We start from the raw sequence: 25530 nt of genomic DNA on the forward strand, positions 1-25530 counted from the left end.
CCAACCATCTAGTTCCCAATCTCCAGCTTTGGAATTAATATGGAATTTTATGTCATAAAATATAGATTATAAATAAAGTTTTTGATAATTTGATTTGATATATGCATTGCCATCGTAACGAAGGGAAGTATTTGATTAGTTTGAATTGGGAATGAGATGAAGCTCCAACCTAAGCCCTCGTTCCAAAGCTCCAGCTTTGGAATACATACCTTACCAAAACCTCTCAATCTCTATCAAACCTTTTCTCCCCTCATAATCCCTTGCACTACTATATCTCCAATGTTTTGATTCTTCTACATATCCTCTTTTCACTGGATTATCATGAATATAATTTATTTTATCAATCATCATTTTCTCATCTTTAATAAGTTTTGGCTGAATTCCTTCTTGCCAAACTTGATATGAAGTTTGTGTTTTATGTGCTTTTTTATAAAAGGCTAATTGCTCAAGTATGGTTTTTGCATTTGATTTTTGAAGAAGTTTTAAAAGCTCTTTTGCAGTAAAAGATTTAAACTTTGACATAGTTTTAGATATATCATCACTACTTACTACCATATGAAGATGATTTTCAAGTATTACATAAGAATAGATTTTAAGATTATCACTTTTTTGAAGATACTTTAAAGAATCAAATATGATATCTGTACTCTCAACTCGCGTAAAAATTGGAATCCAATGCAAAACAGTACAAGTAATAAAATGTGGATATGTAGGTTCATATATTTTATATCTACTGCGTCCCATGATAAACTCCTCTTAGTTACAAGCTTCTTCTCGTTCCCAAGCTCCAGCTTGGTAATGAAAGTCTAACAAAGTTTTTCAATACAAGTTAAATCAATTACATTTTGTAATGTTTTTTGTTATATTTTTTTGCTCTAGTTTACACTACAGTTGTTCCAAAGCTCTAGCTTTGGAATGTGTATTTAGATTATAATTGTGGTGATTTTATTTTAAGTATGCATTCCTAATCTAGAGATTGGGAACGAGGGTGAGTCCCAATCTGCTCGTCCATCTGGTTCCCAAGCTGGAGCTTGGGAACCAGTGCAGCATGGGGGAACCCGTGTAACTAGGTTTAAAGTTTGCCTTGTCTTAAGTTTTGACTACTGTTGTTGTATATGGGTTATATAGAACATTTGCACCATTTTGTATTTTTACATTTCTTCTTTGTGTGTAGTCAACTTCGTATGTTCCACTATGGTCTGTTGAAAATTGTGCACATATAATTGCTGCTTTTTCAATAACATTTTCAGGAATTGTCTTTTTAGAGTTTTGAACAATTACATGGGAAGATGGTCTATCTTTTAGGTGAAACCAAAAATCACTAGCCTTGCTATTTTTCAATAAATATATATTTTCCCGTTCACTTGTCCCAAGCATAATTTTATACCCTTCAAAGAAGAAACTTTCATACATCTGAGATTTTTTTGTTTTTGTTTGATTCTTTTGTTTCTTAGGATATAAAAACTCCATCTCATCTATAGATTTAGAGTTTTGTAAATTTAAAACTAGCCTATTTAAAAATTCGATTTTTTCTTCTAGATTATCTTTTTCTATTTTTATATTGTTAGCTTTATGTTTTGCTCTTTTTGCTTTTTTAAATAGCTCATTAGAATAAGTTGAAGCTTGAAATTTTTCATCCAACATTACTTCTACTTCATTTCCTGAAAAATCATATGTTTTAAAACTTTTTTGATAAGGCTTAATAGTGTGAAGATTTGAAAGAATTAGATTTGCTTTTTCATACAATTCATTTGACTCTTTTTCTAAATCCTCTTTTTTAGGTAAAGAATCTACAGTTCTTTGTAATTTTTTTAATTTCTTTTCAACTTGAGTAATTTTTTGTTTTTTTATATTTTGAATATTTTTTTCTTCTATTTGTTCATAAACACTAAAAAGATACTCTTCTATATTTTCTACTTTTTCAATTTTAGGTATAAAGTCTCGTTTTGGAATCTCATCAAGTTTGATTCCAACTTTAACAACTCTACTAGAAGAAAATTCATCAATATGTCTTAAAGCTTCAATAATCACCCTATTTTCATCAAGGATAATAATATTTGTATGTTTTCCTGTAAATTCTAGTTGCAATATTGTTGTAAGTTTCTTATAGGAAGAGGATGAACTAACTTTTATATTGATAATTTTATCATCATTATAAAGAGTAATCTCTTCTATTTTTGCTTTATTAAACCTTTTTTGAAGGGCAACATCAAAAGGAGCATTGAAATCTTTTTTTGATTTCGGGTCTTCTTTTCTTTTATAAATTAAACTATTTCCCTTACTCATATCGAAGTAAACAATATTTTTATTATTAAATTCAATTATAATTGTATTGTTATCAATTCGCTTACAAAGCTTTATATTCTGGGCATTTTCTTCCAAATAGTTAATGACTTCTTTTAATAGATAGTATTTCACAATAAATTCACTTTTACTTATTAAGATTACAGCAGTTTTTTATCAACATGTGCTATAATTGTAGCCAAATTATAATTAGAAGAGGAGAGAGTTAAATGAAAAACTTACTTAAACTAGCATTAGCAGTTACAGTATTTTTAGGTATTGCAGCTTCAACTGCATCAGCAGATCCAGTTAAGGGACAAAAGATTTTTATTAAAAAATTCAAAAAACCTTGTGGTTTCAATGGTGCAAAATTTGCAGTTAAACATACACAAGGTGAATGGAAAGCACTTATGGATGAAGGAAAATTTGCTGATGAACTTATGAAAATTTGTCCAAAGGTTAAACCTGATAACAAATACTTAGGTGACAAATATATTAAACATATCTTTGATTTCTCATATGAGTATGCAAGTGATTCTGGAAATGTTCCATCTTGTTAATATCTTAATATAACTTATACTTATAAAAGGGAGAAAGTTTTACTTTCTCCCTTTTTTTATTCCTAATTTATTAGAATTATAATGAATACTTATTCATAATTAATCTTACCTTAATTTTTTAGATTATATAATTACATCAGCTTATATTAAAATTAAAAGGAAAAGTTATGAAACGACTTCTTAAACTAGCTCTTGCAGCTACAGTATTCTTAGGTGTTGCAACAACTGTTGCATCAGCAGACCCAGTAAAGGGACAAAAGATTTTTATTAAAAAATTCAAGAAGCCATGCGGATTTAACGGGGCTAAGTTTGCAGTTAAACACACACAAGGTGAGTGGAAAGCAATTATGGATGAAGGAAAATTTGCAGATGAGCTTATGAAAATTTGTCCAAATGTAAAACCTGAGAATAAATATTTAGGTCATAAATATATTAAACATATTTTTGATTTCTCATATGAATATGCAAGTGATTCAGGAAATGTTCCATCTTGTTAATCTAATAAATAAAATTTTTACTAGGTTGACATTATTTATTAAAGGAGAGTTTTATAGCTCTCTTTTTTAATTGAAAAAAAAGTTTTTTATAAAATAAGTTTAGATTATAAGTATAAGTTTTAATAATCATAATGAATGGTTATGTATACTTAAATTTAACTTAATTAAAATGTTATATAATTCTTTTAAACTATTTAACACAAAGGAAAAGAGATGAAAAAATCAATAGTTGTGCTATCAGCAATAGCTGCATTATCAACAACTTCATTCGCTGCAGATGTTAGTAATGAAGCTATGCTAAAACAAATTGAGATGCTTAAAGCTCAAATTGCCGCATTAGAAAGTAAATTTGATAAAACTGACAAAGTAGTAAGTGATGAAAGATTCACAAAATTAGAAAAACAAGTTCAAAGTAATAAAAAACTTGCATTAAAATCTAAAATTCAAAGTGCTGGAGACAATATCAAATGGGATATTGATTTTAGAACACAAATTGATAATATTCAATATAAAACAGTAGATGGGAAAAATCCTAAAAACAATGCTCTATTAACTAACAGATTGTGGTTAGGTGCAGCATATGCTCCAAATGACAATACAGTGTTTAAGGGAAAAATCTCTTATAACAAAGTTTGGGGGGATACAGCAAACCACTCTCAATCAAATTCAGCTATGGGTGTTGGTTATGCGGATTTTGATTGGGTTACAAATGAAAATGCAGTTGATAATGAACTAAAACTTAAAGAAGCATATTGGTTATATAAAGATGATACTATTGGAGAAGCTCAAATTCCATGGACTATTTCAGTTGGGAGAAGACCTTCAACTGATGGATTACCAATTAATATGAGAAATATGCAAAAAGCAAACTCTCCTCTTTCACATGTGGTTGATGTAGAATTTGATGGATTTTCTGCAAAATTTGACTTAGAAAAAGTAACTGGGGCAACTGGTTCTTGGTTTAAAATTTGTGGTGGTAGAGGTTTAACTAATGCAAATCCTAGATTTACTATGGATGGAACTGATTATGCTAGAAATGAAGACTTAAATGTAGATGTTGATATGTTAGGATTTATTGCTGTACCATATGATGATGGGCAGTATTCTGTTCACTTAAATTATGCTCATGCTTGGAATTTAATTGGTTATGATGCAAATCAAATGGGTGCTTATCAAATGGCTCCAAAGACTACACCTTCAGAAATTATGGATGCTGCTGCAAATCTTCAATTTAAAGATGTTGGAGATATGGATTTTGCAACTGTTCTTTTTAAAGCATATGGTATTGGTGATGGAATAAATGATTATTTAGATGATACTACTGTTTTTGCTTCATATGCTATGTCTAAAACTAGTCCAAATAGTTCAAATGACATGTTGGGTATGTTAGGTTCTGGTGAATCAGAAACAGGACATTCATATTGGATTGGTATAAATGCACCATGTCCTATTTCTCCTGATTCAGCTAGAATTGGTGTTGAATGGAACAAGGGTTCTAAATACTGGAGATCTATGACTTATGGTGAAGACACTATGGCAGGTTCTAAAATAGCTACAAGAGGAACTGCATGGGAAGTTTATAGAAATGCAAAAATCAATAATGCTTTATCTTGGGGTATGAGTTATACTCATATGGATTATGATTATTCTGGTTCAAATTCATTCTTTGGTTATGAAGGAAATCCTGATAATCCAATGTATGTTACAGAAGCAACTGATATTAAAGCTTACGTAAGATATAAATTCTAAGAATTTAAAAAATAAAAAGGGGTTTTCCTCTTTTTATTTACTTAATTAAATTCTTTATCTAAAAGAAACCTTATCTAAATCAAAAACAACTTTTTCAGCTAATTCAATCATCTCAATATTTAATCTTTTAAATTTTTCATCTTTTATATTTACAAGCAGTTTATCATAGACATTTGCATATGGATATATAGTAAAGTAAATGTATTCTTTTGATTTTGATTCTTTATCTAATTCTTTAAACCAAACTGCAAGCATAGAAAAATAAAGCATCGCAGGATTAAATAACTTTCCATTTTCAAGCTCTTTTGATATTTTTTTATTTATAAAATCATACCCTTGCAAAACAGCTTTAATTCTATAATGGTTTCTATTCTTTATATAATGTTCACTTGGAAAAGTACATTTTTCTATTTGTTTGAACATATCATTTGAAATATCATCAATATATCTATTTATATCTTCATCAATTTCAAAAATAATTTCATCTTTATCTTTATAAGATGCAATTAAATCTTTACAAAACAATAGTAAGCTCTCAGTTTTTATTTTAGATAAATTTAAAATCATAATTAATTCTATCAAAAATATATTGAAAAATAACACTTAAGAATAAATTTAAGTTCATTTAAGATAAAATGTAGCAAATTTACGAAAAATAAACTAAAAAAAAGGAAATTATTGGAACAAATTGGTGTTTTAAGTGAAGGGAATATATATGACCTTCAGACTGCTGAAGCTTTAAACATCACTGGTGATGAAATTAAAGCTGATAATTCGCCTGAGTCTCTTGAGATTCTCAGACACTCATGTGCTCACATGATGGCGCAAGCTATCAAAGAGTTATACCCTGACGCAAAATTCTTTGTAGGACCTGTTGTAAAAGAAGGGTTTTATTACGATTTTAAAGTAGATTCAAAAATCTCAGATGAAGATCTTCCAACCATTGAAAAGAAGATGAAAGAGATTGCAAATAGAAAACTTCCTATTGAAAGATTTCAAGAATCTAGAGAAGAAATTGAAAGCAAGTTTGCGGATGATGAATTAAAACAAGCTGTATTAAAAAATATTACTGATGATACATTAACAGTTTACAAACAAGGTGATTTTGAAGACCTATGTAGAGGTCCACATTTACCAAATACTAGAATGATTCGAGCTTTTAAACTTACAAGAGTAGCTGGGGCATATCTTGGTGGTGATGAAGAAAATGAAATGATCACTAGAATCTATGGAATTGCATTTTTTGATAAAAAAGAGCTAAATGACTATGTAAGAATGCTTGAAGAAGCTAAAAAAAGAGATCATAGAAAACTTGGAACTGAACTTGAACTATTTACTTTTAATGAAGATATAGGAGCAGGACTTCCTTTATGGCTTCCAAATGGTGCAAGACTTAGAGGAAAACTTGAAAGACTTCTTTATAAAGCACATAGAGTAAGAGGTTATGAACCAGTTCGAGGTCCAGAGATTTTAAAAGCAAATCAATGGGTTAAATCTGGTCACTATGCAAACTATAAAGAAAATATGTATTTCACTACTATTGATGAGCAAGAGTATGGTATCAAACCTATGAACTGTGTTGGTCATATTCAAATTTATAAAAATGACTTAGTATCATATAAAGATTTACCAAAGAAATTTTTTGAATATGGTGTTGTTCATAGACATGAATTAAGTGGAGCTATGCATGGATTGTTTAGAGTAAGAGAGTTTACTCAAGATGATGCACATATTTTCTGCTTGCCTTCACAAGTAAAAGATGTTATTATTGATGTACTTGAATTTGTTGATTCATTAATGAAACTATTTGATTTCAAATATGAAATGGAAGTTTCAACAAAACCTAAAAAAGCTATTGGCTCAGATGAATTCTGGGAAACAACAACACAAGCTATTATGAATGCTCTTGATTCAGAAGGTTTAAAATATGGAATTGATGAAGGTGGAGGAGCATTTTATGGTCCAAAAATTGATATTAAAATCTTAGATGCTATTGGAAGAAAATGGCAATGTGGTACTGTTCAAGTTGATATGAACTTACCAACATCTTTTGAGATGGAATATATCAATGACAAAGGTGAAAAAGAACAACCTGTTATGATTCACAGAGCAATCCTTGGATCTTTTGAAAGATTTATTGGAATCTTAACTGAGCATGTTGCAGGAGAATTTCCATTTGTAATTGCACCAACACAAGTAATTATTGTACCAATTGCAGATACACATGTTGAGTATGCAAAACAGATTCAAAAAGAATTACTTTATGATGAAATTGATTCAGAAATCTTTGATATGAATGAATCATTAAACAAAAGAATTAGAATGGCAGAGAAAAAAAGAGTACCTATGATTTTAGTTCTTGGTGATGAAGAGGTTGAAAATAAAACTGTAGCTCTTAGAGATAGAAGAAAAAGAGAGCAATCAAATATGAGCAAAGATGAGTTCATAAAAATGTTAAACGATATAAATAATGGGAGCAAGATTTGAGTAGAGGGAAAAAACAAGAAGCAATAATGAATGAGAACATTACTGCAAGTGAAGTAAGATGTACGGGAGATGATGGTACTAACTATGGTATTATTTCAACAAGAGATGCACAACAAACTGCAGATGACTTAGGATTAGATTTAGTTCTTATTGCTCCTGATGGGAAGCCACCAGTTGCTAAAATCATGGATTATGGTAAATTTAAATACCAACAAGAAAAGAAACAAAAAGAAGCTAAGAAAAAACAAAAAATCATTGTTGTTAAAGAGGTAAAATTTTCTGTTAAAATTGCAGAAAATGATATCAACTATAAAGTTAAACATGCAATTGAATTCCTTGAAAAAGGTTATCATGTAAAATGTAGAGTTTTCTTAAAAGGTCGAGAAATGGCTCATCCTGAAGCTGGAGCTGAAGTACTTGAAAGAGTATGGCCTATGCTAGAAGAGTATGGAGTTAGAGAAGCTTTACCTAAACAAGAGGGAAGATTTGTAAATATGTATGTAACACCAAAAGGTGAACATAGTAAAAATTAAACAAGAAAAAGAGAATCTACTCTCTCTTTTTCTTAACACTCACACACGTATTGATTATTCACTTAAACTTAATTAAAGCAATATTTAAGTAAAATCTCAAACTTTTTCAATATTTAAATTGATTGAAAATGCAAATTTATAAGAAAGGAACTGTGACGATGCCAAAGATGAAATCTAACAGTGGAGCTTTAAAAAGATTTAAAGTAAAAAAGAATGGTTCTATCAAAAGAGGATCAGCTTTTAGAAGCCACATCTTAACAAAAATGTCTCAAAAAAGAAAAAGAAATCTTAGAGGACCACAAACTGTTGCTAGCACTGATGCTGGTAGAGTTAAATTAATGTTAAACAAAGCCTAATTAAGTAAATAAACTTAATTTTTAGTCCCTCCACCTAAAAAATGGACAAGTTCAACCAAAGAAGTTGACACCTATTAAACAAATAGAGTAAAGAAAGGAAACAATATGCCTAGAGTAAAAACTGGTGTAGTTAGAAGAAGAAGACACAAAAAAGTTTTAAAGCAAGCTAGAGGATTTTTCTCAGGAAGAAGAAAACACTTTAGAAAAGCAAAAGAACAATTAGAGCATTCATTAGTATATGCTTACAGAGATAGAAGACAGAAAAAAAGAGATATTAGAAAGCTTTGGATCGTTAGAATCAATGCTGCTTGTAGATTAAATGATATCAACTATTCAAGATTCATGAACGGTTTAAAATTAGCTAACATTGAACTTGATAGAAAAATCTTAGCTGATATGGCTATCAATGATTCTGAATCATTCACTTTATTAGTAACTAAAGCTAAAGAAGCATTAGCAGCATAATTTATATAAATTTGCAATAATAATGAAAAGGGTTGAAGTTTTACTTCAACCCTTTTTTTATACCTAAAATAAATAATAAAAAAAGGGGAAAGTCTAAACTCTCCCCTTTTTAAATAAGTAAAATATTAATAATTAACCAATAGGTTCATTAACCTCAACTTTACACTCAGTACCTTTACAATCTATATTTGCATCAAAATATAAGACTTCAGATACATCAAATCCACCTGCTTGAACTTTTTGCCAAGCTTCTACAGATCTACCACCTGCAGAACAATGGAAAATAATTGTTTTACCTTTTGGTAATTTTGCAACAATCTCTTTTGCTGTTGCTTTTTCAGCAGGTATATTAATTGCACCTTTTAAGTGTCCCTCTTTATACTCTACTGCGTCTCTAATATCAACAATTTGAATATACTCTGGTAGTTTTCCATCTTTGTATAATGCATAGAACCATTCACCATCAACACCGCCTTCATCAATACTTAATTTAGCACCATTTTTAGTAAATTTTGGTCCTTCAACTGCGGCAGCCGGTTTAGCTTTTGAAGCTGATTTAGTAGTAGCTAATCCCGCTTTTTTCCATGCAGGCATACCTGCAGCATATACATTAACATCACTATATCCCATTGAAATTAATTTTTTAGCAATTTTATGAGATTTCGCACATTTAAATCCACCACAAAAAGTAATGATTTTTTCACTATGATTAACAGGAAATCTTCCTTTTAACTCTTCTAGCTTTGTATCTGGAATAGCAATTGCTCCAGGAATTGTTTCTTGTAAATATTTTGCAAATGGTCTAGCATCAATTATAACACCACTGTTTTTAGATTGAACAGATTTAATTACAGGAAGTCCTACTTCTCTATAATTTAGTTTTTTCCACTCAGGCTCACCTGCTTGATATAATTTAACATTTGTAAAACCATCTTTTTTAAGCATATTTGCTACTTTTGGTGATTTACCACATTTCCATCCACCACAATAAACAAGAATCTCTTTATTTTTTGGTGTATCTTTTAATTGTCCAACAAAATTAGCATAATCAGTATCTGGAATATTTATTGAACTTGGAATTGTACCACCCATATATTTTTTTGCTGGTCTAGCATCAACTAATACAACTTTTGCAGTATTTTTTGTTCCTTTTCCTAATCTTGCTTTAACATAGTTATAATCAACCATTTTTAAACCAAACTTGTCAATCATTCCTTGAACTTTTGCACTTGGCTTTGTTAAAGTCCCTGGGTCGTTTGCTAATACACCTGTAGTTAGTAATCCAACTACTACTAAGCTTTTTAGAATTAATTTCATTTTTTTCTCCTTATTAATGTAATTCTCTTTCTTTATTAATTGAAAATAAAGTATCTAATAATTTGTATGCTGCTATTATTATACCAATAGAGCCAATAACAATTAAAATTTCACCTAAATGTGGTGGAACATAATTAAAGTTTGTTGAAAGATCATAAAAATTATATTTTTCATAACCTACACCAAATCTATCTGACATTGGGTTTGCATTACCACCATAGACAAATAAATATCTACCAATAAAACCTCCTATAATTGCTGAAATACAAGCAGGAAGTATGTAATGTTTTAATATTCTAAATAATAATAAGAATGGTAATACTAATGTAAATAATATATATCCACCAAAGTATAATAATCTAAATTCACCAAATAATATAATAAATGCCCAATCTTTGTCTATTATTAAATACCCAATAACTTCATATATTGCCAATAAAAATATAAAAAACAACATAGCTTTTCTAATTAAAGCCATTAATTTTTGATACCCACTTTTATTTCTATGAACTAAATAAGTAAGCACTCCCATTACACCTAAAGATGAAACGAATGCTGAAATAATAAAATAGAACATTAAAGCAGGAAACTCAGTCCATAAATGTCTTGCTGTATTCATAGAAAATAGTTTTGCTTGAATATAATATTCTACTAAGTCGACACCAATACTCATAACTAAAATTGGAAATGCTAATTTTTTTGCTAAATCTCTTTTATTAGTTAAAATCAAATATATCTCAAACATAACAAAAGGTATATATGTCAAATATAAAGGTAACATCAACCACATACCAGTATTTACATTTGGACTTAAAAACATCCAGTGCATATTAAGTAAATTTAAATCTGTAGCAATAGTGAATAGTCCTGCAAAAACCATTGCTAAACCAACTACCATAAATGATGCAGCTACTTTTTCAACTACTTTGAAATTTAATAATTCTGCTAAAGCAACTAAAAAAATCACTCCACTTCCAGTATAAATCATATACATATAGTTTGCAATAAAAAGAGTCCATGGGTTTTCTCTACTAATCTCGCCCACATTACCAAATATTGCATTTTTCATAGCATGTCTTAGTTCATCAGTAATAGGTTCCACACCCAAAGAATGCGCAGTTGCAACTTCAGAGAAGTATCTTAATTCAAAAATCTCAACAACACCAACAATGGCAATAACTATTAAAATATATGCCATAAACATTGTTTTATTAAAGAAAAGTTCTTTAAATGACACCTTATTAATTTCAAGCCCTGCAATAGTATATTTTTCCATTGTTAGCTCCTTTTATTCTTTAAACTTCGTTGGTAAAACTCTGTTTGAAAGCTGTCCCAAGTATATATTTTAGTATCATGAGAGATACTTTGTCTTGCATAATTATCAGTTCTTGGAACAATATAAAATAGTTTCGGTAAAGTTCCTGCATTCTCTTTTTGGAAGAAAAACTTTTCTTTTTTTAGAAGTTTTACTAAATCACTATTTTCATCATCTAAGTCACCAAACATTCTTACATTTGTAGGACATGTTGCTTGGCAAGCTGTTGTTCCTGTCTCTTCAATTCTATGATCACAGAAAGTACATTTGTCCACAGCTAGTTTTGTATCATCAACAAATCTAGCATCATATGGACATGCTTCCATACAACCTTTACATAAAATACATTTATCTGCATCTACCTTTACAATACCACCTTCAATAACATGGCTTGCAAATGTTGGGCAAACACTAACACATGGTGCATCCACACAATGATTACATTGAGATGGGTATAAATTCACAAAAGGTTTATCAAAAATTGACCCTTCAACAATCCCCACCCAGATTCTTTGTTTGTCTGCTCCTAGTTGAACACCATTTTCTTCTTTACAAGCTGTCTCACAAGCTTTACAATTAATACAGTTTTGGTAATCTAACGCCATTGCATAATTCATAGCCAAGCCTTTCTTACTGTAACAATAGTTTCATGCATAACTGCACTCCCAAATACAGGTTCTATATCATCTTCAATTATTTGATTACAACTTGCTCCATTTCGATATCCAAATGTTAAAGCATTTGACTGTGCACCAAATCCATGAACATAAAAAATTGTTTCTGGTATAATTTTATTTGTTGGAAATGCTTTTAACCTTACAATTCCTACACTACTTGCGATTTCAACTAAATCTCCGTGTTTTATACCTAACTCTTCAGCTTCTTTGTGATTTATCCAAACATAGTTTTCTGGCATAAGTTCTAGAAGCATTACATTATTTTGTGTAGCATTTTGAGTAAACTGTGCATGTCTTCCACAAATAAATTTGAATTTTCCTTTTGGAACTTTTTTAACAAGTTCATCTTTCCATACTGGCATTGGGTCTACACCTTTTTTTGCCATATTTCCTAAATAACACTCAATTTTTTTACTTGGTGTTTTAAATAATCTTTTTATTTCTGCAATATCTTTTGGATTAATACAAGTATCAATATCTTCATGGTCAGAATCATCTTCAAGTTTTACAACTGTATAAAGTTTATCTTTTTCATTGTAGTATTGAAAACTGTTATTATCAAGTTTTTTAAAACTTTCTGAGAATTTAGGATAATAAACACCTTTTTCTCTTAACATATTCCATGCTTTTTCACCATATTTTGGAACAAACATATCTTTATTTATTTGTTCTTGTGTATGATGATAAACATCTGCTAAATAAAATCCATTCTCTTCATAATATTCTTCAATCTCTTCTTTAGACATTCCATCAATTTCATCTTGAACATCTTCATCATATTTTTTTGTTATTTCCCATAAAGGACGTGATAATTTTTCACCTAAACCTCTTACGATTTCTAAGACTGGTTTAGTTTCATACATTGGTTTAACTGCAGCTCTTCTAATGGCAATAGATGGTTCAACACCTGCAAAAGATTTAACTGGGTCTTCTCTTTCTAAGTATGTACACTCAGGTAAAATAACATCTGCCATCATTGCTGTATCACTTGGCATAGTATCAATTGCCACAACTAAATCCATTTTTTCTAACAGTTTTTTAGTTTTTTCAATATTTGGAACTGATAACATCGGATTTTGTTTATAAATGAAAAATGCTCTAATAGGATATGGAGATTTACCTTCTAAAATTTTATTTCTCCAAGCAATCCAAGAACCAGATCCACCAATTACTGCAGCGGCATCTTTCTCGATTCTTCCTAATGCATTTGCATACATAGGGGCATTTGTTCCATGTGAATCTAAAGGAAGTTTTTTACCAAATACAATTCCACCTTTAACATCAATACCTCCACCAAGTGCAGAGAAAATTGCTTGAGCACGTCTAAGTTGGAAATCATTTCCTGCCCATGTTGATCTTCTACCTTGATAATATATTGATTGAGGAGCATTTGCCATAAACTCTTCTGCAACTTTTTTAATCTCGTAAGCTGGAACTCCGGTTATCTCTTCAGCCCATTCTGGAGTATAATTACTACTTAATACATGCTCTTTATATTTATCAAAATTTGAGAAGTTATTTTTAACATAAGTTCTATTATATAATTCATATTTAATTACATGATAAGTTAAAGCTAAAACAAATGCTAAATCTGTACCTGGTTTTATTGCTAAATATGTATCTGCATGGATTGCAGTATTTGAGAATCTAGGGTCAACTACAGTTAGTTTTACACCTTTACCTCTTGTTCTTTTAAAAATATCCATAGTATCTGGAGTGATAAATGCTTCTGCTCTATTAGCTCCAGCCATAATAACATATTTTGCATTTTCTAAATCAGCTTGACCATATCCACCTATTGTAAGTGCATATCCTGATACTGCTGTTTGAATACAAATAGATGCATGGTTTACAAAGTTACTTGAACCTATTTTATCAGACATAAATGTTTTAAAAGTATGTTCAGCCATACCTTCACCAGCACAATAACCAATGCATGATCTATTGTCTTCTTCTTCATCTAGGATTTTTGTCATCTTTTTGGTTATATAAGTATAAGCTTCATCCCATGTAACTCTTTTATATTTACCATCACCTCTTTCACCAGTTCGAATAAGTGGATATTTTAATCTATCTGGATCATATAAGGCTTGTATTCCTGCATTTCCCCTAGCACAAAGCATGTTTTTTGATTTTGGAAAGTGTGGATTTGGATCTAGTTTAGTTACTACTCCATTTTCTACTCTTGCATAAGCAGCACACTTATTAACACACATTTCACATAAAGTTGGAACTAATCTTAGTCCTTTTTCATTTGAAACTTTTGTTGTTCCTAATGTTTTTTTATCTTCATGTGTTTTTGTACTTGAAAGTGCAGAAGTTGATGCAGCTACAACTGATAAGGCAACTGAACCTTGAAGAAATTTTCTTCTTGAAATCTCAACTTGCATTTTCTCTCTCCTCTTTACTATTAATATTTACTTATTATTTTATATTAATTGTATAATTTTAACATGATATTTAATAAATTATTCTTATTCTTGAATGAATATTCACTAAATTTATAAGATTTTTTGATTTTTTTATTGTATTATAAGAATAAGTTATCAAAATAACCACTATTTTGATAAAAATGTAATTTTTGAGTCAGAAAGAATTCCCTTTTCAAAATCTTTATGACATCCGATACAGTTGGACTTTGTTTCTATTGTGTCACTTTTAAAAACTTCTTCGGGAATATTTTTATGCGTTTTCTTCCAATAATCAGTTTTTGTTATAATAAATTTTTTTGAATTTGCTAATTCTTTAGTTATTTTATATGAAGATTCTCTTGTTGATGTCTCCGAAGAATTTATTATTAAAAATTTTTCTATTGATTTTACCATTGAGTTATCTAGCTCTAAATCCTCTTCAAAATGATCTTCTTGATTTGCCATTAAATTTTTCCAAGATTCCTTTGGTAATAAGAAAGGAGGTATCAAGTTATGGCAATCGGAACATTCAAATTGAAAATCAGCGTGTAATTTTTTGTAATCAATCTTCTCAAATTTACTTTTTACTATATAGTTATTAGGTATGTAATATGTGTAAGATGCTAAAGCTAAAACAAATACAATATAAATAGAGCCATAAAACTTCATACTATATGTTGGTTTAATATCTTCACCCTTTGCTTTTTTATATCCAGTTATCATAGCAAATACCATTGATGTTTTATGATAAAACTGTTCAGTTAATACTCCAGTTATATGTGTAATTATCATCAATAATAGTATATATGATAAAACTTCATGAATAGTAAAAAACTCTTCCATATATATGTAATATTTATCATTCATAAAAGAAAAAATTCCATTACCCTCTTGAACTCCATATAAAACAAGCCCAACAAAGCAACAAATAATACCAAGCCATGTTACTAAAAAAGCAAACCAAGAAGAAGCAGGATTATGTCCTGCTTGTATTTGTCTATATCTATTTTTAATTTTTTCTATAAAATAAAGTTTTAAATCACTAAAAGCAAAATGATAATCACTCCATCTTGCATATTTTGGACCAATCAATCCCCATACAATTTTTTTAATAAACATACCAAGAGCAATAATTCCAAAAGTTACATGTAAGATTAAAAGATTTTCATAAAAAGAGGTAATAAAAGATGCAAAAAATGATACTACTAGTATCCAATGACTAAGTCTTCCTAAAAAAGACCATACATATGTTTTGTTTTCAATTTTCATCTTTTATCCAATATAATGATTGTTCATTCAAAAAAGTCGAGTAAAAAAAATCACCTTCTTTTAAATATTTTTTTTATAAGTGTAAAAACAAGTCTTATAATACCAAGTACTAAATAGATTAAAAATGCATATAAAAAAGGATGGTAAGGCATTCCATGAGAAAAAAGAGCACTTATATGCGCTATTGGATGAGAAAACCAAATACTATTATGAAAAACTAATGATGAGATTATAAATAAAACAAAATAAATTGTAATCTCTTTTTTTAAATTTACCAATACCTTCCCCTATTTTCAAATAATAAGTAAAGAGAAACTCCCTTTACTTAATTTTTATAGAATCTACCTTCTATATATTCTGCCATCTCTTTTGGACTATACTCCATACCTTTTTGTTCAATCTTTTTCTGATTATGTTCCATTACTTCATGATCTGTACCTGAAGATTGGTCAGCACCAGAGTTTTGAATATTATAAAGTTCCATTTCTATTTCATGAGCTGTCATATCATTTAATGCGGGACCTTTTTTAGCAGGATTTCCTTCTCCATTTGCGCCATGGCATTTAGAACACATTTTTGTATAAATCTCTGAAATAGTATATGATTTTTTAGCATTATCAATTTTAAAGTATTTTGCTTCTGGATTAAAGGCAACAAATATATATTCGGCCATTGCATTTGCTTTATAATCCATACCTTTTTCAATAATTTTTTTCATATTATGAGCCATTACATCATGATCAGTTCCAGATGATTGATTTAAACCACCAGATTTTAGATCAAAAAGACTTATCTCAAGTTCATGAGCTGTCATATCATTTAAAGCAGGTCCTTTTTTTGCAGGATTTCCTTCTCCAAAAACTCCATGACAATTAGAACACATTTTTGTATAAATCTCTGCATTTGTATATCTTTTTTCAGCAGCACTCGCACTGATAGTTATTAAACTTGCTAAAAAGCCTAAAAAAATTGTTTTTTTAATTTCCATAATAAATCCCTTTCCCCTATTTAAAGATGGTGACAACAACTGCACCTCTCACATCTCCACTTTTATATCCATAAGCATTGTTATTTTTATAAATCTCGAAGAATCTATCCTTTGATTTTTTATCAACCTTTTTATCGACCCCATGACATTTTTTACAGTCTCTACTATTCATAGTAATAGGTGAATAAATCTTAAAAGTATTGTCATCAATAATTTGAACAATTTCATCTGGCTGATAGGCATCAGATTTTGCAATTAGTTCAAATGCTTTTAAAATTTTTTCTTCACTTTGGGCAGCTTTAGCTTTTTCATTTCTATTATTAAGACTAACTCTTTTTACTAAAACTTTTGGGCCATATTTTTCATTAAGTTTTTTTGCAACCTTTTTTGAATCATTGATACAATAATCAACCATTCCCTCTAATCTCTTAGCTCTTTTTGAATCTTTCAATTCTTTTTTTAGTGTAGAGTTATACTCTTTTATTACATTATGAGCTAATTTTTGAGCATTTTGTTTCGTAAACTCTTGTGCAAAAGAACTTAGGCTAATTGATAAAATCAAACCACTTATTAAAAAATTTTTCAATTTTTACTCTTTTATGCTCGTCCAGCTAACATTCCATAAACCGTCATAGGTTTAAGTGCATAAACTTTTAATAGCCACCAAATATATCTTTCAACTGTTGGGTCTAATGGAAATGATGGAGTTGGTTTTGCTGTCCAATTAAATTCAGCTAACATAACTGTACCAATTCCAGTAATTAATGGACAAACAGTATAACCTGCATATTTAGAAGTCATCTCTTTACCTTCCATTGCAGCAATTAAGTTGTCCACTAATACTGCATATTGTTTTCTTGCACTACCACCTGTTTTTCCCATAGCAATACCAGCAACATCCCCAAGACCAAATACATTTGGATATCTTGTGTGTTGTAAAGTTTCTTTATCAAGTTCTACCCATCCACCTTTTGCAGCACTTCCTCTTTGCCATGCTAAAGAAGAGTTTTTAACAGCATCTGGTGCTCTCATTGGAGGAGTAATGTGAATAAAGTCATATTCTCTTTCAACTTTTTTAGACATAGGAATCATTTCATAATCTTCAATGATGTCGTCATATTCACCTTTCTCTAACCATTTTTTATCAAAAGTTGCAATTTTTTTGTCAACATCTATTTCAACAAGATTGTTTTTATATTCCCACTTCATATCTCTTGCTTCAAATTGTTTTACAATCGCTTCATGATATTCTGGAACACCAAACATTTTTCCACCATTTGGATAAAAATATAATTCAGCATTGTCTCTTGCCCCTGCTTCTCTTAATCTAGCATCAGTTAGATACATGATTTTCTTTGGAGCTCCACCACATTTAACTGGAGTATTTGGGTGAGTAAATAATCCTTTTACTTTTTTACCTGTTTTTGCATCAGCAATAAACTCTTGCATACCCTTCCAAGTATTAACAGCTCCATCAGCATAATAAATTGAATGGACTCCATTTTTACCAACTTTTTGTGATACAGTTTTATTTGCTTCAGCAGAGTAACCAACACCTTCTAAACCTTTAATTTTTCCATAATCAAGGACTAATCCTGTTGCAACAATTAAAAAATCATATGAAATCTCTTGTCCACTTTCAGTCTTTACTTTATTTGCTTCAGGGTCAAATTCTGCAACTTTATCCTTAATCATTTTAACACCACTTGGAACAAAATCTTTAGTGTTATAAACAATGTCTGATTTTTCCCATATCCCAGCTGCAACTAAAGTTTGCCCAGGTTGATATGAAACAGAAATAGGATTTGGTTCAATAACAGTAATATCTGGATTTGATAAGTTATTTGAAAGTTTTGCAGCAGTTGCTATACCAGCTAGTCCACCACCAACAATTACTATTTTACCTTTTGCTTCACTAGCTTTTGCAATTGTTGCTGCCTCAGCTTCAGTTGTATTTCCCATTAAAAACGAAGCTGAACCAAGTCCAGCAAGTTTAAGTGCATCTCTTCTAGATATCCCTTTCTTTTTAAGCTCACTATCTAGAATGTCAAGTGCTTTTTTTAGCTCCTCATTATTTCCCATTATAAAAGTCCTTAATTTAAATTGTATTCATTAAGATACCAAATGTTTGATAATAAGAAACTTAAATTATGCTGAATAAATAAATTATAATTATTACTTTATCTTATAATAGACTTTGCCCTATTATATTCTTCTTTATTATTAAGATTTATAAATTCATCTTCATTTTCAAATTCTATAAAAGTAGTATCCATTTTTTTAAGAAGGTAACCAACTTTATGGATGTCGTTTTTTAGCATATTTTCAACTTCAATAATTGCTTTTGTAGAAAATACTCCACATAAATTATGTTCTCTATTTACTGTTTTTGCAAGAGTTATATCATAATCTTTTGATTTACTTATCAATTTTTCTATTGTTGAGATTTCTACAAGTGGGGTATCCACTGTTATAATAAATAGTTTACTTTCATCTTTAAAAAATTCAAATATTGATTTTAAAGCAACTATAGGAGAATACTCTTTTTCTTTATCTAAAATTAATTTATTATCAAAACTAAACTTTTCAGTTTTTGATGATAAATACACCTCTTTGAAGTGAGGTTTTAATTTTTTGTATTGATATTCTGTGAGAGTTTTAGAAGAAGAGAAGGGAAGAAGAGCTTTGTCTTCTCCCATTCTTGAACTTTTACCACCGCATAAAATTACGCATGGTAAATTAAACATACTTAGATACTTTTTGGGTCAGTAATATAGCCAGAGATTGCACTTGCTGCAGCAACTGCACTATTAGCTAAATAAATTTTAGATGATCTACTTCCCATTCTACCAACAAAGTTTCTATTTGTTGTAGAGATACAAACTTCATTATCACCTAAGATTCCCATGTATCCACCTAAACATGCTCCACATGTTGGATTTGATACAACTGCTCCTGCATCAACTAAAATATCAATGTAGCCTGCTTTTGTAGCATCTCTTAAGATTTTTTGAGTACCTGGAGTTAAAATCATTCTTACATGACGTGCTACTTTTTTACCTTCTAAAATCTCTGCTGCAATTTTAAAATCACTTAATCTACCATTTGTACATGATCCAATAAATACTTGGTCTACTTTGATATTGTCTTTTACTGCTTGTGAAACAGAATGTCCATTATCTGGTAAAAATGGATATGCAATTACTGGCTCTAAAGCAGCTACATCAATCTCAATAACTTTTGTATATGTTGCATCTTCATCAGAATAATGAATTTTTGGTTCTGCTCTTAATCCATCATTTGCTTCAGCAGTTTTCTTTAAAAACTCTTCAGTTGTTTCATCATATGCAAAAATACCATTTTTAGCTCCAGCTTCAATGGCCATATTACAAATAGAAAATCTATCATCCATACTTAAATGTTTTACTGTATCACCAGTAAACTCTAAAGCTTGATATAAAGCTCCATCAACACCTAATTGTCTAATAACTTCAAGTATAATATCTTTTCCAGATACAAATTCGCTAGGTTTTCCAGTCATTACTACTTTAATAGACTCTGGAACTTTAAACCAGTTTCCACCAGTAATCATACCAAATGAGATATCTGTACTTCCCATACCAGTTGAGAATGCACCTAACCCTCCATGTGTACAAGTATGTGAATCTGCACCAATAATTACATCACCAGGTAATACTAAGCCTTTTTCAGGCAAAAGTGCATGCTCTATTCCCATATCTTTTTCATCGAAGAAATATTTTAAATCATACTTCAGGGCAAAATCTCTTGAGATTTTCGCTTGGTTAGCTGATGCAATATCTTTTGCAGGAATAAAGTGATCAAGAACAATTGCAAATCCTTCTGGATTTGCTAGTTTTTCAAAACCACCCTCTTCAAATGCTCTAATTGAGATTGGAGTTGTAATATCATTTCCAATTACCATATCAATTGGACTTCTTACAATTTCTCCTGCAAATACCTCTTTTCCTACATGTTCACTAAAAATTTTTTCCGTAATAGTTTGACCCATAAATACCTACTTTTAATTTTTCTTTTTCTTTTAGCCTTGGATTATAGCTAATTTCTTTTTAAGAGTTTAAACTTTGTTTTTTTTCTCTAATCTAGATTGTTTTATTTGCATATAGATAATGATAGCAACAGCTAAATTTATAATCACATCTGCAATATTAAAAATTGCAAATTCAAAACCATAATGCCAATAAAAATAATCAACAACTCCACCATAGGTAAATCTATCTAAAATATTTGATAAACCACCTGCAAACAACAATGCAATTGGAATATAATACTGTATAAATACATCTTTATTTATATATAAATAAATAAAACCAATTGCTACTAGTCCCAATTGAATAAACTTTAGATATTCATCAAGAAAAGAGAACATTGAAAAAGCCACTCCATAATTATATGCTAATTGTAAAGACATATAAGGACCTTCTACATTCCAATCATAATTGGCAAATCCATATTTTATAATCTGATCAAAAATAAATATAGATATAAATATAGTAAAACTAATTTTTAATTTTTTTTCCATATTTTATAATGCTTTTTTTATAAATGCCTCTAATTCATTCATAGATTCAGCTACTTCTTTTTGATTTCTTCCTTCTAATAAAAGTCTTATTTTATTTTCAGTTCCAGAATATCTAATTAAATCTCTAATCCCTTTAGCTCTAATTGATTGAAGTAATTTTTCTAATCCTTCAATTTCTTCTATTGGTTTTTTTTCACTTACATTTAGATTAACTAAAGTTTGTGGATATAAATCAAATGGATTTAAAACCTCACTGGCTTTCTTACCACTTCTAATAATTAGTGCTAAAACTTGTAAAGCAGAAGCAAGTCCATCACCAGTTTTTGCAGCATCTGCAAAAATTATGTGTCCACTTTGTTCTCCACCAAAATTAATATTATCTTTTTTCATAAGTTCTAAAACATTTTTATCACCAACATTTGATCTAAGTAGATTTAAATCATGTGAATTTAAAAAATCTTCTAATGCCTTATTTGACATAACAGTAGCAACACAAGCATCACCTTTGAGCTGCCCCTCATTTTTCAAAAATAAAGTTAAAGCACCTAAAAGTTTATCTCCATCTATAACTTCACCATTTTCATCAATTACAACCAATCTATCGGCATCACCATCTAAGGCAATTCCTAAATCAGCTCTATATTCTCTAACTAGTTTCCCTACATTTTCTGGATGTAAAGCTCCGCAATTATCATTAATATTGTAACCATTTGGTTTATCATTAATTGTAATAACCTCTGCACCCAACTCATCTAAAATAGTAGGAGCAACTTTATAAGCTGCGCCATTGGCACAATCTAATACTATTCTCATGTTTGCTAAGGATAAATCTTGCGGGAAAGTACTTTTGATAGATACAATATATCTTCCAATAACATCATCAATCCTTTTTGATGAACCAATACTTCTTCCTGTAACTTGCTCACTCATTAGTTTTTCGTCACATTTAAAAATATTTTCTATCTCTTTTTCAGCGCTAGTTCCTAATTTGTCACCATGATTATCAAAAAACTTGATACCATTGTCTTCATAAGGATTATGAGATGCACTAATCATAATTCCGGCATCACATCTCATAGATTCTGTTAAATATGCAATTGCAGGTGTTGGCATAGGACCAATTTGTATTACATTGTATCCAACAGATGTTAAACCACTAACTAGAGCATTTTCTATCATATAGCCACTTTTTCTGGTATCTTTACCAACAAGTATTCTTTTTGTACTTGAGTTCTTTCTAAAATAAATACCCGCAGCTTTTGCTAACTTCAATACAGTAATAGCGTCTAGAAAATCCCCTGCTTTACCTCTAACTCCATCTGTTCCAAACAGTTTCATAAAAGTCCTTCAATGTTTTTTATTAAATTTTGCTTATTTTAAGTCAATTTTAAAGAAAATTAGATATTATTCTACCCTTAAAAATTTTATAAAGAGGTTAAAAAATAATGGCAAATCACAAATCTGCTGAGAAAAGAGCTAGACAAACTAAAGTTAGAGCTGAAAGAAACAGATTCTATAAAACTAGAATCAAAAACGTAACAAAAGATGTATTATCTGCAGTTGAAGGTGCTGATAAAGAAAAAGCAAGCGAAGCTATCAAAGCTGCAAACAAGTATATTCACCATTGTGTTTCTAAAGGTATACTTAAAAAAGGTACTGCAGCAAGAAAAGTTTCTAGATTACAAACAAAAGTTAATGCTATATAATTTTATTTTTTAATATTAATTAGTCTATAACAAATAAATTTAAACAAATATGCTACAAGATAAATTACAGCCTTTTATAGACAGATATGAGGAGATTAACCAATTGTTAATCTCTCCTGATATCATATCTGATATAAAAAAAATGACAGCACTTTCAAAAGAGCAATCAAGTATTGAACCGATTGTTAACAAAGCTAAAGAGTATATAAAAACTCTAGAAGATATTGATGATAATAAAATGATGCTTGATGATGATGAATTGGCTGAACTAGCTAAAGAAGAGCTAAGAGAGCTAGAACAAAAACTACCTGTACTTGCAGAAGATATCAAATTTTTGATGATTCCAAAAGATCCTAATGATGATAAAAATATCTATTTAGAATTAAGAGCAGGAACTGGGGGAGATGAAGCTGCAATCTTTGTTGGTGACCTTTTTAGAGCCTACTTAAGATATGCAGAATCAAATGGTTGGAAAGTAGAACTTATGAACCAAAATGAGAGTGAAGCTGGTGGATTTAAAGAGATTGTAGCTTTATTTAAAGGTGACCATGTTTATTCAAAGTTAAAATTTGAAGGTGGTACCCATAGAGTTCAAAGAGTACCAGCAACTGAATCTCAAGGAAGAGTTCATACATCAGCTATTACTGTTGCAGTTATGCCAGAAGTTGATGATGTAGAAATAGATATAAATCCAAATGATTTAAAAATTGATGTAATGAGAGCAAGTGGTAATGGTGGGCAATCAGTAAATACAACCGACTCAGCAGTTAGAATTACTCATATTCCATCAGGTATTGTTGTTACAAACCAAGATCAAAAATCTCAGCACAAAAATAAAGATAGAGCTATGAAAGTTTTAAAAGCTAGACTTTATGACCTAGAACTGCAAGAAAAAATGCAGAAAGAGGGAGCTGATAGAAAAGAGCAAGTTGGTACTGGAGATAGAAGTGGAAGAATTAGAACATACAATTATCCACAAGGACGAGTTTCAGATCACAGAATTAACTTAACACTATATAGATTAGATGCAATTATGAATGATGGATTTTTTGATGAAATCATTGACCCATTAATTACTGACTATCAAACCAAACTTATAGAAGCAAATGGGTTATAATCCCATTTACTTCTTTTAAAACACTTACAAAACAAGCCTACACACATATAAAAAAATCAAAAAAGTTCCATATACTGCCATTTATAGTAATGAAACCTAAGTTGTCACCAAAATGTAATCGGAAGTGATTAAACTTTCACCATAAATTTTATTTACGGAGACAATCATATGAAAAAAACTTCAATTGCTTTATTAGCATCTGCAGCCTTAACTGTTTCTCTATCTGCTAGAGATCAAATCAAAATCGTAGGTTCATCTACAGTATATCCATTCTCTTCTGCTGTTGCTGAAGAATTAGGTGCAACAACTAAATTCCCAACTCCAGTAGTTGAATCAACTGGTTCAGGTGGTGGTATGAAATTATTTTGTGCTGGAAATGACTTAAATACTCCAGATATCACTAATGCTTCAAGAAGAATGAAAACTAAAGAATTCGCATTATGTGAAAAAAATGGTGTTACAGATATTACTGAAGCAGTAATCGGTTATGATGGTATTGCATTTGCTCAAGATAAATCAAATGGTGCATTTACAGTTTCTAAAGCTCAATTAGCTTTAGCAGTTGCTGAAGAAGTACCTTCTAAAGATGGTAAATCATTAGTAAAAAATCCATATAAAACTTGGAATCAAATTGATGCTTCTTTACCAAATAGAGAAATCATCGTTTATGGACCACCAAAATCTTCTGGTACTAGAGATGCTTTCGAAGAAATGGTAATGCAAGGTACATTCAAAAAAATGGCAGTATATACTGACCTTTATAAAGCTGATAAAAAAGCTAACAAAAAATATAAAAAATACTCTGTAATAAGAACTGACGGTGTTTATGTGCCATCAGGTGAAAACGATAATATTATCGTTCAAAAATTAACTAAAAACAAAAATGCATTTGGAATCTTCGGATACTCTTTCTTAATGGAAAATGATGACAAATTAACTGGTGCTTCTGTAAATGGTGTTCAACCAAACCCAGAAACAATTGCATCTGGTAAATACCCTATTGCTAGATCATTATTCTTCTATACTAAAAACTCTCACAAAAAAGATGTTCCAGCGATGAATAAATATGTAAATATGTTTATGTCTGAAAATATGATTGGTTCTGAAGGAATCTTAGCTGAAATTGGATTAATTGCTTTACCAGATGCACAAAGAACAGAATTAAGAAAATCTGTTACTGCAGGTAAAAAATTAACTTTAGATGATTTAAAAAAACACTAATTAAATAATCACACTTAC

At 29.9% G+C, this 25530-nt stretch carries 26 protein-coding genes; 10 read left to right on the forward strand and 16 right to left on the reverse strand.

Annotated elements, in window-relative coordinates:
• Positions 1-210: 210 nt before the first annotated feature.
• On the reverse strand, positions 211-744 hold the full coding sequence (locus AC2TY9_RS02000) for an REP-associated tyrosine transposase (RefSeq protein ID WP_489779155.1): 534 nt from the start codon (positions 742-744) through the stop codon (positions 211-213).
• Positions 745-1089: 345 nt separating this feature from the next.
• Positions 1090-2418: an NFACT RNA binding domain-containing protein gene (locus AC2TY9_RS02005; protein ID WP_489779157.1), complete on the reverse strand. Its 1329-nt coding sequence runs from the start codon at positions 2416-2418 to the stop codon at positions 1090-1092.
• Positions 2419-2513: 95 nt separating this feature from the next.
• Between AC2TY9_RS02005 and AC2TY9_RS02010 the strand changes: the two genes are divergently transcribed.
• The 3 genes from AC2TY9_RS02010 to AC2TY9_RS02020 all read left to right on the forward strand — a co-directional run bounded on the left by AC2TY9_RS02010 (position 2514) and on the right by AC2TY9_RS02020 (position 5089).
• Complete coding sequence (locus tag AC2TY9_RS02010) at positions 2514-2843, forward strand: cytochrome C (protein ID WP_489779159.1); 330 nt, start codon at positions 2514-2516, stop codon at positions 2841-2843.
• 167 nt (positions 2844-3010) lie between these two features.
• Positions 3011-3340, forward strand: coding sequence for a cytochrome C (locus AC2TY9_RS02015; protein WP_489779161.1), 330 nt, complete (start codon positions 3011-3013; stop codon positions 3338-3340).
• 213 nt (positions 3341-3553) lie between these two features.
• Positions 3554-5089, forward strand: a complete 1536-nt coding sequence (locus AC2TY9_RS02020; protein WP_489779163.1) for a DUF3373 family protein — start codon at positions 3554-3556, stop codon at positions 5087-5089.
• A gap of 54 nt (positions 5090-5143) precedes the next feature.
• On the opposite strand, the gene AC2TY9_RS02025 is transcribed toward AC2TY9_RS02020, so the two are convergent.
• Positions 5144-5656: a hypothetical protein gene (locus AC2TY9_RS02025; RefSeq protein WP_489779165.1), complete on the reverse strand. Its 513-nt coding sequence runs from the start codon at positions 5654-5656 to the stop codon at positions 5144-5146.
• A 111-nt stretch (positions 5657-5767) separates the two neighbouring features.
• On the opposite strand from AC2TY9_RS02025, the gene thrS reads away from it, so the two are divergent.
• The 4 genes from thrS (at position 5768) to rplT (ending at position 8930) form a co-directional block, all read left to right on the forward strand.
• Positions 5768-7576: a threonine--tRNA ligase gene (thrS, locus tag AC2TY9_RS02030; RefSeq protein WP_489779166.1), complete on the forward strand. Its 1809-nt coding sequence runs from the start codon at positions 5768-5770 to the stop codon at positions 7574-7576.
• Positions 7577-7602: 26 nt separating this feature from the next.
• A complete protein-coding gene (infC, locus tag AC2TY9_RS02035) occupies positions 7603-8109 on the forward strand; it encodes a translation initiation factor IF-3 (protein WP_489780446.1) in 507 nt (168 codons plus the stop codon).
• A gap of 158 nt (positions 8110-8267) precedes the next feature.
• Positions 8268-8465, forward strand: a complete 198-nt coding sequence (gene rpmI / locus AC2TY9_RS02040) for a 50S ribosomal protein L35 (protein WP_138152094.1) — start codon at positions 8268-8270, stop codon at positions 8463-8465.
• Positions 8466-8570: 105 nt separating this feature from the next.
• Complete coding sequence (gene rplT / locus AC2TY9_RS02045) at positions 8571-8930, forward strand: 50S ribosomal protein L20 (RefSeq protein WP_489779168.1); 360 nt, start codon at positions 8571-8573, stop codon at positions 8928-8930.
• Positions 8931-9062: 132 nt separating this feature from the next.
• Here the strand turns inward: rplT and AC2TY9_RS02050 are convergent, their stop codons facing one another.
• The 13 genes from AC2TY9_RS02050 to glmM form a co-directional block, all read right to left on the reverse strand.
• Complete coding sequence (locus tag AC2TY9_RS02050; protein WP_489779170.1) at positions 9063-10247, reverse strand: rhodanese-like domain-containing protein; 1185 nt, start codon at positions 10245-10247, stop codon at positions 9063-9065.
• Positions 10248-10260: 13 nt separating this feature from the next.
• On the reverse strand, positions 10261-11523 hold the full coding sequence (gene nrfD, locus AC2TY9_RS02055; RefSeq protein WP_489779172.1) for an NrfD/PsrC family molybdoenzyme membrane anchor subunit: 1263 nt from the start codon (positions 11521-11523) through the stop codon (positions 10261-10263).
• 2 nt (positions 11524-11525) lie between these two features.
• Complete coding sequence (locus AC2TY9_RS02060; protein WP_489779173.1) at positions 11526-12179, reverse strand: 4Fe-4S dicluster domain-containing protein; 654 nt, start codon at positions 12177-12179, stop codon at positions 11526-11528.
• A complete protein-coding gene (locus AC2TY9_RS02065; protein ID WP_489779175.1) occupies positions 12176-14629 on the reverse strand; it encodes a molybdopterin-dependent oxidoreductase in 2454 nt (817 codons plus the stop codon). The genes AC2TY9_RS02060 and AC2TY9_RS02065 overlap by 4 nt, the downstream gene beginning before the upstream one ends.
• A 168-nt stretch (positions 14630-14797) precedes the next feature.
• Positions 14798-15919 carry a cytochrome b/b6 domain-containing protein gene (locus AC2TY9_RS02070; protein WP_489779176.1) on the reverse strand — a complete coding sequence of 374 codons (1122 nt, stop codon included), beginning with the start codon at positions 15917-15919 and terminating at the stop codon, positions 14798-14800.
• 50 nt (positions 15920-15969) lie between these two features.
• Positions 15970-16197, reverse strand: coding sequence for a hypothetical protein (locus tag AC2TY9_RS02075; protein ID WP_489779178.1), 228 nt, complete (start codon positions 16195-16197; stop codon positions 15970-15972).
• Between the two features lie 47 nt (positions 16198-16244).
• On the reverse strand, positions 16245-16907 hold the full coding sequence (locus tag AC2TY9_RS02080; protein WP_489779180.1) for a c-type cytochrome: 663 nt from the start codon (positions 16905-16907) through the stop codon (positions 16245-16247).
• A gap of 16 nt (positions 16908-16923) precedes the next feature.
• Positions 16924-17493, reverse strand: a complete 570-nt coding sequence (locus AC2TY9_RS02085) for a c-type heme family protein (RefSeq protein WP_489779181.1) — start codon at positions 17491-17493, stop codon at positions 16924-16926.
• An 11-nt stretch (positions 17494-17504) separates the two neighbouring features.
• Positions 17505-18989, reverse strand: a complete 1485-nt coding sequence (locus AC2TY9_RS02090) for an NAD(P)/FAD-dependent oxidoreductase (protein WP_489779182.1) — start codon at positions 18987-18989, stop codon at positions 17505-17507.
• Between the two features lie 98 nt (positions 18990-19087).
• A complete protein-coding gene (mobA, locus tag AC2TY9_RS02095; protein ID WP_489779183.1) occupies positions 19088-19654 on the reverse strand; it encodes a molybdenum cofactor guanylyltransferase MobA in 567 nt (188 codons plus the stop codon).
• A gap of 2 nt (positions 19655-19656) precedes the next feature.
• Positions 19657-20937 carry a 3-isopropylmalate dehydratase large subunit gene (locus AC2TY9_RS02100; protein WP_489779185.1) on the reverse strand — a complete coding sequence of 427 codons (1281 nt, stop codon included), beginning with the start codon at positions 20935-20937 and terminating at the stop codon, positions 19657-19659.
• 66 nt (positions 20938-21003) lie between these two features.
• Complete coding sequence (lspA, locus tag AC2TY9_RS02105) at positions 21004-21468, reverse strand: signal peptidase II (RefSeq protein ID WP_489779186.1); 465 nt, start codon at positions 21466-21468, stop codon at positions 21004-21006.
• Between the two features lie 3 nt (positions 21469-21471).
• Positions 21472-22806, reverse strand: a complete 1335-nt coding sequence (gene glmM, locus AC2TY9_RS02110) for a phosphoglucosamine mutase (RefSeq protein ID WP_489779188.1) — start codon at positions 22804-22806, stop codon at positions 21472-21474.
• A gap of 107 nt (positions 22807-22913) precedes the next feature.
• On the opposite strand from glmM, the gene rpsT reads away from it, so the two are divergent.
• The 3 genes from rpsT to AC2TY9_RS02125 all read left to right on the forward strand — a co-directional run bounded on the left by rpsT (position 22914) and on the right by AC2TY9_RS02125 (position 25512).
• Positions 22914-23174, forward strand: a complete 261-nt coding sequence (gene rpsT, locus AC2TY9_RS02115) for a 30S ribosomal protein S20 (RefSeq protein ID WP_489779190.1) — start codon at positions 22914-22916, stop codon at positions 23172-23174.
• 49 nt (positions 23175-23223) lie between these two features.
• Positions 23224-24291 carry a peptide chain release factor 1 gene (gene prfA / locus AC2TY9_RS02120; RefSeq protein WP_489779192.1) on the forward strand — a complete coding sequence of 356 codons (1068 nt, stop codon included), beginning with the start codon at positions 23224-23226 and terminating at the stop codon, positions 24289-24291.
• Between the two features lie 168 nt (positions 24292-24459).
• A complete protein-coding gene (locus tag AC2TY9_RS02125; RefSeq protein ID WP_489779193.1) occupies positions 24460-25512 on the forward strand; it encodes a PstS family phosphate ABC transporter substrate-binding protein in 1053 nt (350 codons plus the stop codon).
• Positions 25513-25530 lie beyond the last annotated feature (18 nt).

This window comes from Arcobacter sp. ISO1, from assembly GCF_058105185.1.

What these genes read in the sequence shown, in the direction of transcription:
- AC2TY9_RS02000 (WP_489779155.1), bottom strand. Translation starts at nt 744, where the DNA reads ATGGGACGCAGTAGATATAAAATATATGAACCTACATATCCACATTTT.
- AC2TY9_RS02010 (WP_489779159.1), top strand. Translation starts at nt 2,514, where the DNA reads ATGAAAAACTTACTTAAACTAGCATTAGCAGTTACAGTATTTTTAGGT.
- AC2TY9_RS02015 (WP_489779161.1), top strand. Translation starts at nt 3,011, where the DNA reads ATGAAACGACTTCTTAAACTAGCTCTTGCAGCTACAGTATTCTTAGGT.
- AC2TY9_RS02020 (WP_489779163.1), top strand. Translation starts at nt 3,554, where the DNA reads ATGAAAAAATCAATAGTTGTGCTATCAGCAATAGCTGCATTATCAACA.
- AC2TY9_RS02025 (WP_489779165.1), bottom strand. Translation starts at nt 5,656, where the DNA reads ATGATTTTAAATTTATCTAAAATAAAAACTGAGAGCTTACTATTGTTT.
- infC (WP_489780446.1), top strand. Translation starts at nt 7,603, where the DNA reads ATGAATGAGAACATTACTGCAAGTGAAGTAAGATGTACGGGAGATGAT.
- rpmI (WP_138152094.1), top strand. Translation starts at nt 8,268, where the DNA reads ATGCCAAAGATGAAATCTAACAGTGGAGCTTTAAAAAGATTTAAAGTA.
- rplT (WP_489779168.1), top strand. Translation starts at nt 8,571, where the DNA reads ATGCCTAGAGTAAAAACTGGTGTAGTTAGAAGAAGAAGACACAAAAAA.
- AC2TY9_RS02050 (WP_489779170.1), bottom strand. Translation starts at nt 10,247, where the DNA reads ATGAAATTAATTCTAAAAAGCTTAGTAGTAGTTGGATTACTAACTACA.
- nrfD (WP_489779172.1), bottom strand. Translation starts at nt 11,523, where the DNA reads ATGGAAAAATATACTATTGCAGGGCTTGAAATTAATAAGGTGTCATTT.
- AC2TY9_RS02060 (WP_489779173.1), bottom strand. Translation starts at nt 12,179, where the DNA reads ATGAATTATGCAATGGCGTTAGATTACCAAAACTGTATTAATTGTAAA.
- AC2TY9_RS02065 (WP_489779175.1), bottom strand. Translation starts at nt 14,629, where the DNA reads ATGCAAGTTGAGATTTCAAGAAGAAAATTTCTTCAAGGTTCAGTTGCC.
- AC2TY9_RS02070 (WP_489779176.1), bottom strand. Translation starts at nt 15,919, where the DNA reads ATGAAAATTGAAAACAAAACATATGTATGGTCTTTTTTAGGAAGACTT.
- AC2TY9_RS02080 (WP_489779180.1), bottom strand. Translation starts at nt 16,907, where the DNA reads ATGGAAATTAAAAAAACAATTTTTTTAGGCTTTTTAGCAAGTTTAATA.
- AC2TY9_RS02090 (WP_489779182.1), bottom strand. Translation starts at nt 18,989, where the DNA reads ATGGGAAATAATGAGGAGCTAAAAAAAGCACTTGACATTCTAGATAGT.
- mobA (WP_489779183.1), bottom strand. Translation starts at nt 19,654, where the DNA reads ATGTTTAATTTACCATGCGTAATTTTATGCGGTGGTAAAAGTTCAAGA.
- AC2TY9_RS02100 (WP_489779185.1), bottom strand. Translation starts at nt 20,937, where the DNA reads ATGGGTCAAACTATTACGGAAAAAATTTTTAGTGAACATGTAGGAAAA.
- lspA (WP_489779186.1), bottom strand. Translation starts at nt 21,468, where the DNA reads ATGGAAAAAAAATTAAAAATTAGTTTTACTATATTTATATCTATATTT.
- glmM (WP_489779188.1), bottom strand. Translation starts at nt 22,806, where the DNA reads ATGAAACTGTTTGGAACAGATGGAGTTAGAGGTAAAGCAGGGGATTTT.
- rpsT (WP_489779190.1), top strand. Translation starts at nt 22,914, where the DNA reads ATGGCAAATCACAAATCTGCTGAGAAAAGAGCTAGACAAACTAAAGTT.
- prfA (WP_489779192.1), top strand. Translation starts at nt 23,224, where the DNA reads ATGCTACAAGATAAATTACAGCCTTTTATAGACAGATATGAGGAGATT.
- AC2TY9_RS02125 (WP_489779193.1), top strand. Translation starts at nt 24,460, where the DNA reads ATGAAAAAAACTTCAATTGCTTTATTAGCATCTGCAGCCTTAACTGTT.